Origin of the sequence: Neomoorella sulfitireducens (assembly GCF_024733845.1) — a bacterium.
Taxonomy (GTDB): domain Bacteria; phylum Bacillota; class DSM-521; order Neomoorellales; family Neomoorellaceae; genus Neomoorella; species Neomoorella sulfitireducens.
On sequence record NZ_JANRHG010000010.1, the window covers coordinates 40563 to 52062 of the forward strand.

Below are 11500 nucleotides of genomic sequence, written 5' to 3' on the forward strand. Positions count from 1 at the left end.
AGCATTTATATGAGCCATAAGCGGATTGTTATAGCGGGCACCCGCAGCGGCGTGGGCAAGACGAGCATCGCCACCGGTTTAATGGCCGCCCTGGCGGCAAGGGGGCTAAAGGTCCAGGGCTTTAAGGTCGGGCCGGACTACATCGACCCTGGCTACCATACCCTGGCCACCGGCCGGCCTTCCCGCAACCTGGACACCTTTTTAATGTCGCCGGCCGACGTCCTGGAGGTTTTTTCCCGGGCCGCCGCCGGGGCTGATATAGCCATTATCGAGGGTGTCATGGGCCTTTATGATGGCCACAGGAAGGACGGCGGCGGCAGTACGGCGGCCATCGCCCGCCTGCTGGCCGCACCGGTCCTCCTGGTTTTGGATGCCACATCCCTGGGCCAGAGTGCAGCCGCCGAAGTCCTGGGCTACCGGGAATTTGATCCCGGGCTGCATCTTGCCGGGGTAATCCTCAACCGGGTCGGCAGCGAGGGCCACCTGCAGCTCCTCCGCCGGGCCATTGAAGATTACACCGGTGTAAGGGTGGCGGGGTGGATCCCTAAGGGTGCCCTGCCGTCCCTTCCTTCCCGGCACCTGGGGTTGATCCCGGCCGGGGAGCAAAGGGGATTAAAAAAAGTACTGGAGGAGCTGGCTGCCGGCGTGGCCGCCGGTATCGACCTGGAGGAAGTTGTTTCCCTGGCGGGGAGGGCCAGCCCCGTACCCCCCGGGGCGGGCCGGAGCTTTGCGGCGGCCTCCCTGCAGGCCGGCGGGTGGGTGCCGGTGGCCGTGGCCAGGGATGAGGCCTTCAGCTTTTACTACCATGATTCCCTGGATTATTTAACGGCCCTGGGAGCAGAGATAGTCCCTTTCAGTCCTTTACACGATACCGCACTGCCGGGGGAAGCGGCGGGGGCGATTATCGGCGGTGGTTTCCCGGAAATCTTCCTGGAACCCCTGGCCGGCAACAAGTCTTTCTTAGCCGACCTGCGCCGGCGGGTGGAGGAAGGCATGCCCCTATATGCCGAGTGCGGCGGCCTCATGTACTTGACCAGGGGGATAACCGACCTCGAGGGCCGGACCTGGGAACTGGCCGGGATAGTACCGGCAGGCTGCCGGATGCAGGCCAGGCTGGCCGGCCTGGGCTACCGGGAGGCCCTTTTATGCCGGGACACCATCCTGGGCAAGAAAGGTGATCCCATCCGGGGCCATGAGTTTCACTATTCGCTGCTGACCGGTATGGCCGGCGACTTCCCGCCTGCTTATACCTGGCAGGCCGGGGAGAAACCCTGCCACGAAGGTTATGCCACCCCCGGGATATTAGCCTCATACTTACATTTACATTTCCTGGGCAACCAGCAGGCTGCAGCCAGTTTCCTGGCGGCATGCAGGCGATTTTTTAAAGCCTACCGGAGGAGGAATGCTTCATGCAATTATTAAACCAGACCCTGGCCGCCGTCAAACCCCTGGACGGGGAGGCCATGGCCCGGGCCCAGGCCCACCTTGACGACCTCACCAAGCCGCCGGGAAGCCTGGGCACCCTGGAGGCTATTGCCCGGCAGCTGGCCGGGATAAAGGGGGAAGTACCGCGGCGGTTAAGCCGCAAGACCCATATCCTCATGGCCGGGGATCACGGGGTGGTGGCGGAAGGGGTGAGCGCTTTTCCCCGGGAGGTTACGCCCCAGATGGTGCTGAATTTTGCCAGGGGCGGGGCGGCAATTAACGTCCTGGCCCGCCATGCCGGGGCGGAGCTGGTCCTGGTGGATGTCGGGGTAGCGGCGGAACTGCCGAACCTCCCGGGTTTGCTGAAAAGAAAAATAGCTCCGGGTACGGCCAACCTGGCCCGGGGACCGGCCATGACCAGGGAACAGGCTATTGCCGCCCTGGAAACCGGTATCGAGGTTGCCACCGAACAAATTGCCGCTGGCAGCGAGCTGCTGGGCATAGGGGAAATGGGCATCGGCAATACTACCCCCAGCACCGCCATCTTGGCCGCCTTTAGCGGCCTGCCGGTGGAAAAGATTACCGGCCGGGGGACGGGGGTCGATGATAAGCGCCTGCAGCTGAAAATCAATGCTATTCGCCGGGGGCTGGAAGTAAATCACCCCAACCCCGCCGACCCTCTGGATGTTCTGGCCAAAGTGGGGGGACTGGAAATAGCCGGCATGGCCGGGGTGATCCTGGCCGGGGCCGCCAAAAGGGTGCCGGTAATCATCGACGGCTTTATTTCCGGGGCTGCCGCCCTGGTGGCCGCCCGCCTGGCCCCCGGGGCCGGGGACTACATTCTGGCCTCCCATCTTTCGGAAGAACCGGGTCATGCCGCCGTCCTGGAACTTCTCGGTCTCAAACCCATGCTGACCATGGCGATGCGCCTGGGCGAGGGTACCGGGGCCGCCCTGGGGATGACCATAGTCGAGGCGGCCATTAAAATTTACCACGAGATGGCCACTTTCAGCCAGGCCGGGGTTTCAGGGGCGCTGGACAGTTGAAGGGCCGGCTCAATGCCTTCCTTGTTGCCCTGAAGTTTTTGACGCGGATCCCTTTCAAGGACGGGGATAATACGGGGGAGGCCTGGCAGCAGAGCGTCGCCTACTTTCCCCTGGTAGGGCTGGTTTTAGGTTTGATCCTGGCCGGGTTCTGGCAGGCATTGAGCTTACTGGTACCTCCTCTTCCCCGGGCCGGACTGGTACTGGCCCTGGCGGTTTTCTTAAGCGGCGGCCTGCACCTGGACGGCTTTATCGACAGCATGGACGGCCTTTTTTCCGGCCGGGAGCGGGAACGCATCCTGGCCATCATGAAGGACAGCCACGTGGGTGCCCACGGCGTTACGGCAGTTGTCACCCTGCTGGTGTTGAAATTCAGCTTTTTGGCGGCCCTGCCGCCCGGGCATCTATGGCTGGGCGGCCTGCCGCTGCCGCCGCCGCTGGTGCTGATGCCTGTCCTGGGCCGCTGGGCCATGGTGCCGGCCCTGACCTGTTTCCCTTACGCCCGTAAGGAAGGGCTGGGCTCCCTTTTCCAGGCCGGGCGGGGCCGCCGCAACCTGGTTACCGCCACCCTGCTAACTGCCCTCCTGGGATGGTTTATTATGGGGCCTGCGGGCCTGGTCTACCTGCTCCTTGCGGCCCTGGTGTCCCTGGGGTGGTGCAACTGGATCCGGCGGCTCCTGGGGGGGCTCACGGGAGATACCTACGGCGCCCTGGCCGAAATCGTTGAGGTTTTTTTCCTGGCAGTTTATTATTTGCGGCCCTGGTAAAGGGGGGTGGCAGCCATGCGGGGCGTAGCCCTGGCCCGCGGCGCCTGCGGCGAATTAGTCCAGGGAATGGCCGATGGAAAATACTTCCTTATTACCTGCCCTATAGATATCAGCGCCGAAGTTATTGTGACTTTAGTTCCCGGGGGCCGCTTTGAGGCTCCCCCGGGAAAAAACAAGGCCCTGGCGGCAGCCCGCCTGGCCATGGAACGGCTGGGAGAAAAACGCTGGGGCGCCAGGTTGACAATTAACAACCCCCTGCCGCCGGGCAAGGGCCTGGCCAGCAGTACGGCCGACGTGGCGGCGGCGGCAGCGGCCACGGCCGGGGCCCTGGGAGCAAAACTTTCCCTGGAAGAGATTAAGGGCATAGCCCTGGCCATTGAACCGAGCGACGGCACCTTCCTGCCGGGTATTGTCCTCTTCGATCACCTCCGGGGCGAATTCTGGGAGTGCCTGGGAGAACCGCCGCCCCTGGCCGTATTGATAGTCGACCTGGGGGGTACGGTCGATACCATCCTTTTTAACCAGCGCCGGGATCTTATGGCTTTAAACCGGGTCAAGGAAGGAGCCGTCCGCCAGGCGGTGGCCCTGGTGCGGGAAGGACTGGCCGGCGGCCGGGAAGAATTGCTTGCCCGGGGCGCTACAATCAGCGCCCTGGCCAACCAGGGGATCCTTTACAAACCGGAACTGGAAACCCTGGTGGAGATAGCTACCGCCCTGGGAGCCCTGGGGGTAAATGTAGCCCACAGCGGTACCGTGGCAGGTATCCTCTACCGGCCCGGGGCGGTAGATTGCGCGGAACTGGAAGGAAAGATCCGGGCAGCCTTTCCCTATGTAAATTTTATCCGGGCGAGGATGACCGGTGGTGGAGTGGAGGCCGGGGGTGAACCATGGTTGGCGGGCAAAGGGATATTGGCGGCAGGGAGCCGGGCAAGCCTATTCACGGCGGTGACTGGCAGGGAGCGGTAGAAAAATACGGCTGGCAGCCGGACGAAATCCTGGATTTCAGCGCTAACATCAACCCCCTAGGACCGCCCCCGCTGGTCCTCGCAACCCTGCAGGAGAACCTGCCGGCCATCCGGCGCTATCCCGATCCCCGGTGCCGGCAGTTAAAAAAGGCCCTGGCCGCTTACCTGCAGGTCGAGCCGGCCGCCGTTATCGCCACCAACGGTGCAAGTGAATTGATATATCTCATTGTCCAGGCGTTAAGGCCCCGGCGTGTCCTGATTGCCGAGCCGACCTTCAGCGAATATCGCCGGGCAGCGGCAACGGCCGGGGCCGAGGTGGTTACCCTGGAACTCGAACCGGAGTCGGCTTTTGTCCTTGATGTAGACCGCTGGCGGGAAAAGCTGGCGGGGGTGGAACTTGCCTTTTTATGCAATCCCAACAATCCTACAGGGCGGCTCCTGGAAATAGAGGCTCTAAAAGCTGTAGTTGAATCCTGCCGGCGGCAAGGGTCCTTTCTCGTTGTCGACGAATCCTTCCTTGACTTTTGCGAGAACTGGCGGGAATTTTCCCTGGCAGCCGCGGCGGCAGCAAGGGAAGGAATGTTGATCTTACGTTCCCTTACGAAAATTTTTGCCCTGCCCGGATTACGCCTGGGCTGCGGCGTGGCCCACCCGGAGCTGGTGGCCAGGCTGGAAGGGTGGCGGGACCCCTGGAGCGTCAACATCCTGGCCCAGATGGCCGGTGTTGCGGCCCTGGCCGATACAGGGTATCTTACCAAGACCCGGGAATTAATCAGGAGGGAAAAAGAATATCTTTATTACGGGCTGGCAGAACTGGCAGGATTCCGGCCCTTCCATCCCGAAGTTAATTTTATCCTGACGGACGTTTCCAACAGCGGCCTGACAGCTCCGGTGCTGGCTGCCCGTCTGGGGCGGGAACGTATTTTAATACGCGACTGTTCTTCTTTCCCCGGCCTGGGGCCGGCCTATTTTCGTACGGCCGTCCTCGACCGGGAAGCCAACCGGAAGTTATTGCAGGCTTTAAAGAGGGCAGTGGAGGAGAGTTGATTGGAAGGCACAAGGGTTTACCTGGTGCGCCACGGGGAAACGGAGTGGAACAACTCGGGGCGTTACCAGGGGCATTCGGACGTGGCTTTGAGCCCGCGCGGGCGGCAACAGGCGGAATTGCTGCGCGAACGTTTGCGGCACATACCTCTGGACGTTGTTTACAGCAGCGATCTCAGCCGGGCCAGGGAAACGGCGGCCTCTATCGCCGCACCCCACGGCCTGGGAGTTAAGGTTACGGCGGGCTTAAGGGAAATAAATTTTGGCGCCTGGGAAGGCATGACCCATGAGGAAATAGTGGCGAGTTTTCCCTGCGAGTGGGAAGCATGGAGGCAGGATCCTGCTTCTACAATTGTACCCGGAGGAGAAAGCTTCCGGCAGGTCAAGGAGCGGGTGTGGCAGGCCTTTAACGGGATCGTCCGGCACGAAAAGGGGCGCCGGATCCTGCTCGTGGCCCACGGTGGGAGTCTCAGGGTTCTTATCTGTTCAGTCCTAGGACTGGATTTAACTGCCGTATGGCGCTTTCGCCTGGATAACACCGGCATCAGTATTGTCGATTGTTATGAAGATGAGTATATCCTGGTTTTATTAAACGATATCAACCACCTGGAAACCCTGGGCGGGCCTAACGGTAGCGGCATCTTATAATCAATCCCGGGCTAAAAGGATAACCTTTAAGGCAAACTACCTCCAGGAGGTGTTTGCCGTGGAACCGACCTTCAAGCCCGCGCGAGTGCCCTGGAGCACGCGGCCCGGTTTAAAGGAAATGGCTGCCGAGGCCGGGGTGGATTACGACCGCTTCCTGGCAGGGCTGGCGGCCAACCGCTCGGACACCGAACTGGCGGCGGAATTAGGGGTGGATTCTCAGGTTATCTTTCACCTGCGGGACCATTTTGAGCGTTACGGGATACACTCCATCACAGGGCAGGATTAGCCGGGTTTCCCCGGCTATTTTATTATTTCTCCTGAAATCCATAGCAGGGATAATGGGAGATACCTGCTTTTCTTTTAAGCCCTTGATTTTAATCAATCCGGCAGGTATAATTACGGTCAACCCGCCAGGTTAATTGCAATCATGCAGGCGGCTGGTACCGGGAACTTTGTTTATGGTATAATTAAACAATAATCTTGTCCGGCAAGGGGGCTTGACTTTGTTAACCGATAAAATCATTGGTGAAGGGTTGACCTTTGACGATGTCCTGCTGTTACCGGGGGAATCGGAGGTCCTGCCGCGGGAAGTAGATATCAGCTCCAATTTCACCCGCCATATTCGCCTCAACACCCCCCTGGTGAGCGCAGCTATGGATACGGTGACCGAAGCCAGGATGGCCATCAGCATGGCCCGGGAGGGCGGCATCGGTGTTATCCATAAAAACATGTCCATAGACCGCCAGGCTAAAGAGGTTGACCGGGTTAAACGCTCGGAACACGGGGTCATTACCGACCCCATGTCCCTTACACCCGACCACAGGGTTAGGGATGCCGTGGCTTTAATGGAACATTATCATATATCCGGGGTGCCCATTACGGTTAACGGCAAATTGGTAGGCATCATTACCAACCGGGACATCCGCTTTGAGGAGAATTACGACCGGCCCATAGCGGAAGTCATGACCAGAGAAAACCTGGTGACCGCCCCGGTGGGCACTACCTTGAGCGAGGCCATGGCTATTTTACGCCGCTACAAGATCGAAAAACTGCCCCTGGTGGATGAAGATTACAACCTTAAAGGATTAATTACCATCAAAGATATCGAGAAAACTCGCAAGTATCCCCAGGCCTCCAAAGATGAAAAGGGGCGCCTGCGGGTGGCGGCAGCAGTAGGTACGGGAGCGGATACCATGGCCAGGGTGGAAGCCCTGGTAGGGTCAGGAGTGGATGCCATCGTCGTTGATACGGCCCACGGACAGGCACGAAGTGTCCTGGAAACAGTTCGCCGCATCAAGGCCGCTTTCCCGGGAATAGAGCTGGTAGCAGGCAATGTAGCCACCGCCGAAGGCGCCCGGGCCCTGTGCGAGGCGGGTGTGGATGCCGTTAAGGTGGGCGTAGGTCCCGGCTCCATCTGCACCACCCGGGTTATTGCCGGCATCGGTGTACCCCAGATCACGGCCATTATCGAATGCGCCCGGGCGACGGCTCCCTTTGGCGTACCCATTATTGCCGACGGCGGAATTAAATACTCCGGCGATGTTACCAAAGCCCTTGCCGCCGGGGCCAGCACGGTCATGATCGGTAGCCTCCTGGCCGGTACGGAAGAAAGCCCGGGGGAAATCGAAATCTTCCAGGGCCGCAGCTTTAAGAGTTACCGCGGCATGGGCTCCCTGGCGGCCATGAAGGAAGGAAGCAAAGACCGTTACTTCCAGGAAGAGGCCGAGAAACTGGTACCGGAGGGCATTGAAGGCAGGGTTCCCTATAAAGGACCTGTAGCCGAGACCATTTTCCAGCTGGTCGGGGGCCTCAGGGCCGGCATGGGTTACTGCGGCGCCCGGAATATTGCCGAGCTGCAGGCCAAAGGCCGCTTTATCCGCATTACCCCGGCGGGTTTGCGGGAGAGCCATCCCCACGACGTTATGATAACCAAAGAGGCACCCAACTACCGGATTGAATCCTGAGCCCGGATGCATTAGCTTTTTAATATTGGCTGGAGTTTCCTGGCAAGTCAGGAGAGGTGTATTAACGCAACAAGCTGGGAGGGGAAGCTAGTGGCTTCAGAGGTATTCTGGACTGATATGCGGGCTAAAAAGGGCAAAAACCTGGTGAATAAGGTTGCCAGTTTGTGGCGCAAAGCCGGTTTTAAAAAGGCCATAGACCCCGGAGATCTGGTGGCCATTAAAATCCACTTTGGCGAAAGGGGTAATCTGGCCTACATCAACCCGGTTTTTGCCCGCCAGGTGGTAGAACTGGTTAAAGCCGGCCGGGCCAAGCCCTTTCTTACGGATTCCAACACCCTCTATGTTGGTTCCCGGGCCAATGCCGTTGACCATTTACAAACGGCCATTGAAAATGGCTTTGCCTATGCTGTAACCGGGGCTCCTTTGATTATTGCCGACGGTTTAAACGGCAAGGATTATTATGAGGTGCAGGTTGACGGCAGGCATTTCCGGCAGGTTAAAATCAGCAGTGCCATTTATCACGCCGACGGCATGGTGGTGATGAGCCACTTTAAAGGCCACGAATTGACCGGTTTCGGTGGGACCATTAAAAATCTGGGGATGGGATGCGGCAGCCCGGGCGGCAAGCAGATGATGCACAGCGACGTCCTGCCCCGGGTCCAGGAAGATAAATGTATCGGCTGCGGCAGGTGCCGGCCCTGGTGTCCTGCAGGGGCCATCACCGTAAATGACAAAGCCAGCATCGACGCCGGGCTGTGCATCGGCTGCGGCGAGTGTACCGTTACCTGCCCGGTAAGGGCCATTAAAGCCAGCTTTAAGAGTGATCCGGTTGCGCTCCAGGAGAAAATCGTAGAATTTGCCCTTGGTGCCGTTAAAGGCAAAAAGGATAAATGCGTCTTCTTCAACTTCGTGACCCACGTCGCTCCTGAATGCGACTGCAACTCCTGGAACGATGCCGCCATAATTCCCGATGTCGGCATCCTGGCTTCCTGGGACCCGGTAGCCCTGGACCAGGCGAGCTTTGACCTGGCCAATGCCCAGCCCGGCCTGCCGGGGACCAGGCTGGACGGGCACGAGGGCGCGAGGGACAAATTTTTAGCCATAAGCGGTTATGACGGTACTCCCCTCTTAAAATATGCCGAGGAAATTGGGCTGGGGACGCGGCAATACGAGCTGGTTAAGGTTTAATTGCCAACTATTGCAGCAGGAGGATTTGAAAAAATGGCGAATTTATATGTTAAGAAGCTGGAAGGCAGGTCTGGCCGGCAACTGGCCTACCGCCTGGCTTACGGCTGCGACTTGCTGGAAGCCCTCCAGGGTATTGTGGAAGAAGAGGACGTGCGCTTCGGGTCCATAAATTTTTTGGGCAGCGTTTCCAGGGCCAGGGTAGGATACTTTTTAGTAGAGGAAAAGCGTTTTATAACCATAGAAATCGACCAGCTCCTGGAAATTTTAAGCGGCCTGGGCAATGTTTCTTTGAAAGATGGTAAACCCTTTGTCCATGCCCATGTGACTTTCCTCGACCGGGAGGGAAAGGTACACGGCGGCCATCTCCTGCCGGGAACTATTGTCTATGCCGGGGAAGTTTTCATTGAAGAAATCGAGCTCCCGGCACCACCGGAAAGAGTGTATGATCCCTTGACCGGATTAAACCTGTGGGAATAAGATGCTAAAAAGGGAAATAGGGTATAATAAATCAGCCTAATGGGGGTGGGGATAATGCTCATACCGGTGAAGGTAAAACAGATAGTTCTGGATCAGACCTTGAGCCCGGTAGTGCTGCTGAGCGACCGGGAGGAAACACAGATCCTGCCCATCTGGGTTGGCCCCTTTGAAGCCCAGGCTATTGCCCTGGCCCTCCAGGGCATCCTGACACCGCGCCCCCTAACCCACGACCTGCTGCGCTCCCTGTGTGAAAACCTGGGAGTGGAAGTCAGCAAGGTCCTGGTCCAGGATATCCGTGACGGGACCTATTATGCCGAACTTTACCTCCGCCAGGGGGATAAAGAGATAGTAGTTGATGCCCGGCCCAGCGATGCCATTGCCCTGGCTTTAAGGACCAACGCTCCCCTCTATATCACCGAAAAAGTGGCCGCCTACACTTTAAATATTGAGGACCTGGTCAGTGCCGACCAGGTAGAAGAACTGCAGCAAATGCTCCAGGACAACAAACCCGAGGATGATAAAAAGCACCTGCATTAAGGGGTTTGCCATCCCGGCCGGGTATAGGCCGGGATTATTTGTAGCCGGGACCGTGAGAATGTATAATAAAAGGGGTTACACTCTAGTTTTCCGGGGGGTTAAAGTTTGGCAGGTCAAGGGAAAACCTTTAAGATTATTACCTACGGCTGCCAGATGAATCAAAGGGACAGCGAGATGATGGCCGACCTGCTCCAGGCAGCAGGTTATGAACCGGTGGCCGACGAGGCCGAAGCCGGGGTCATTATCCTTGACACCTGCTGCGTGCGGGAAAAGGCTGAGAATAAAGTTTACGGCAAGCTGGGACAGATAGAGAGGCTTAAAAGCGCCAACCCGGACCTGGTGATTGCCGTTGCCGGGTGTATGGTGCAGCAACCCGGAGTTGCCGAAAAAATCCGCCAGCAGGCTCCTTATGTCGACTTGCTCCTGGGGACCCATAACCTGGCTGAATTACCCAGGCTGGTCGAGGAAATCAGGGAACTACACCGGCCCCTGGTGGCCGTCCGGGAAGATGCGGGTCCGGTAGTAGAAGATTTGCCCCGGCGCCGGGCCCGCGGGGCCCAGGCCTTTGTGACAATCACCTACGGCTGTAATAATTTTTGTACTTACTGTATCGTTCCTTACGTCCGCGGCCGGGAGAGGAGCCGCCGGCCGGATGATATTTTAAAGGAAATCGAGGCCCTGGTCGACCAGGGGGTGATCGAGGTGACCCTCCTGGGCCAGAACGTCAATTCGTACGGGCGTGATCTGGAGGGGGACGTTACCTTTGCCAGCCTGTTGACCATGGTCAACGACGTGGCGGGATTAAAACGTATTCGCTATGTTACTTCCCACCCCCGGGATTTTACCCCCGAACTGGTTGCAACCATCAGCCGCCTGGATAAGGTATGCGAACACGTCCACCTGCCCGTCCAGGCCGGCAGCAACCGCATCCTGGAACTCATGCACCGGGGCTACACGCGGGAGCATTACCTGGAGCTGGTCGCGTCTTTACGCCGGCACATCCCTGGTATCAGCCTGACGACCGACCTTATTGTCGGTTTTCCCGGCGAGACGGAAGAGGACTTCCTGGAAACCCTGGACCTGGTGGCCAGGGTGCAGTTTGATAATGCCTTTACCTTTATGTACTCGCCGCGAAAAGGAACTGTTGCCGCCGGCCTTCCCGGGCAACTGCCCCGGGAAGTAAAAAAAGAGCGCCTCAAGCGTTTGATGGAGCTCCAGAACCGGATCAGCCTGGCCAAAAACGAAGCCCTGGTTGGGCAGGTAGTAGAAGTGCTGGTGGAGGGACCGAGCAAAACCGATCCCTCCCAATTAAGCGGGCGCACTCGCACCAACAAGCTGGTTATCTTCCCCGGCGAGGCAGGCTTAACCGGCAAGCTGGTAAACGTCCGGCTCACCAAAGCCCAGACATGGTTATTAAAAGGGGAAATCAGCCGTGCCTAAAG

At 58.6% G+C, this 11500-nt stretch carries 12 protein-coding genes; all 12 read left to right on the forward strand.

What is annotated here, in order from left to right:
- The first annotated feature begins 9 nt into the window (after nucleotides 1–9).
- The 12 genes from NWF31_RS10605 to miaB all read left to right on the forward strand — a co-directional run bounded on the left by NWF31_RS10605 (nucleotide 10) and on the right by miaB (nucleotide 11498).
- Nucleotides 10–1422 carry a cobyrinic acid a,c-diamide synthase CobB gene (locus NWF31_RS10605; RefSeq protein ID WP_258360476.1) on the forward strand — a complete coding sequence of 471 codons (1413 nt, stop codon included), beginning with the start codon at nucleotides 10–12 and terminating at the stop codon, nucleotides 1420–1422.
- Entirely contained in the window at nucleotides 1410–2471 is a 1062-nt protein-coding gene (cobT, locus tag NWF31_RS10610) for a nicotinate-nucleotide--dimethylbenzimidazole phosphoribosyltransferase (protein WP_258360477.1), read from the forward strand. The genes NWF31_RS10605 and cobT overlap by 13 nt, the downstream gene beginning before the upstream one ends.
- Nucleotides 2468–3235 carry an adenosylcobinamide-GDP ribazoletransferase gene (gene cobS, locus NWF31_RS10615; protein WP_258360478.1) on the forward strand — a complete coding sequence of 256 codons (768 nt, stop codon included), beginning with the start codon at nucleotides 2468–2470 and terminating at the stop codon, nucleotides 3233–3235. Before cobT ends, cobS begins: the two co-directional genes overlap by 4 nt.
- 15 nt (nucleotides 3236–3250) lie before the next feature.
- Nucleotides 3251–4201, forward strand: coding sequence for a GHMP family kinase ATP-binding protein (locus NWF31_RS10620; RefSeq protein ID WP_258360479.1), 951 nt, complete (start codon nucleotides 3251–3253; stop codon nucleotides 4199–4201).
- On the forward strand, nucleotides 4123–5247 hold the full coding sequence (gene cobD, locus NWF31_RS10625; RefSeq protein WP_258360480.1) for a threonine-phosphate decarboxylase CobD: 1125 nt from the start codon (nucleotides 4123–4125) through the stop codon (nucleotides 5245–5247). Before NWF31_RS10620 ends, cobD begins: the two co-directional genes overlap by 79 nt.
- On the forward strand, nucleotides 5248–5892 hold the full coding sequence (gene cobC, locus NWF31_RS10630; protein WP_258360481.1) for an alpha-ribazole phosphatase: 645 nt from the start codon (nucleotides 5248–5250) through the stop codon (nucleotides 5890–5892).
- Nucleotides 5893–5950: 58 nt separating this feature from the next.
- A complete protein-coding gene (locus NWF31_RS10635) occupies nucleotides 5951–6178 on the forward strand; it encodes a helix-turn-helix domain-containing protein (RefSeq protein WP_258360482.1) in 228 nt (75 codons plus the stop codon).
- A 217-nt stretch (nucleotides 6179–6395) separates the two neighbouring features.
- Nucleotides 6396–7856, forward strand: a complete 1461-nt coding sequence (gene guaB / locus NWF31_RS10640; protein ID WP_258360483.1) for an IMP dehydrogenase — start codon at nucleotides 6396–6398, stop codon at nucleotides 7854–7856.
- 90 nt (nucleotides 7857–7946) lie between these two features.
- Nucleotides 7947–9044, forward strand: coding sequence for a DUF362 domain-containing protein (locus NWF31_RS10645; protein ID WP_258360484.1), 1098 nt, complete (start codon nucleotides 7947–7949; stop codon nucleotides 9042–9044).
- 33 nt (nucleotides 9045–9077) lie between these two features.
- Nucleotides 9078–9521 (forward strand): PPC domain-containing DNA-binding protein, encoded by a 444-nt coding sequence (locus NWF31_RS10650; protein ID WP_258360485.1) that lies wholly within the window; start codon nucleotides 9078–9080, stop codon nucleotides 9519–9521.
- A gap of 54 nt (nucleotides 9522–9575) precedes the next feature.
- Nucleotides 9576–10058: a bifunctional nuclease family protein gene (locus tag NWF31_RS10655; RefSeq protein ID WP_258360486.1), complete on the forward strand. Its 483-nt coding sequence runs from the start codon at nucleotides 9576–9578 to the stop codon at nucleotides 10056–10058.
- 105 nt (nucleotides 10059–10163) lie between these two features.
- Entirely contained in the window at nucleotides 10164–11498 is a 1335-nt protein-coding gene (miaB, locus tag NWF31_RS10660) for a tRNA (N6-isopentenyl adenosine(37)-C2)-methylthiotransferase MiaB (protein ID WP_258360487.1), read from the forward strand.
- Nucleotides 11499–11500 lie beyond the last annotated feature (2 nt).

Bases quoted from the DNA above. Each gene is read 5' to 3' on its own strand.
- NWF31_RS10650 (WP_258360485.1), top strand. From the start codon at position 9,078: ATGGCGAATTTATATGTTAAGAAGCTGGAAGGCAGGTCTGGCCGGCAA.
- cobT (WP_258360477.1), top strand. From the start codon at position 1,410: ATGCAATTATTAAACCAGACCCTGGCCGCCGTCAAACCCCTGGACGGG.
- cobD (WP_258360480.1), top strand. From the start codon at position 4,123: ATGGTTGGCGGGCAAAGGGATATTGGCGGCAGGGAGCCGGGCAAGCCT.
- NWF31_RS10605 (WP_258360476.1), top strand. From the start codon at position 10: ATGAGCCATAAGCGGATTGTTATAGCGGGCACCCGCAGCGGCGTGGGC.
- NWF31_RS10620 (WP_258360479.1), top strand. From the start codon at position 3,251: ATGCGGGGCGTAGCCCTGGCCCGCGGCGCCTGCGGCGAATTAGTCCAG.
- NWF31_RS10655 (WP_258360486.1), top strand. From the start codon at position 9,576: ATGCTCATACCGGTGAAGGTAAAACAGATAGTTCTGGATCAGACCTTG.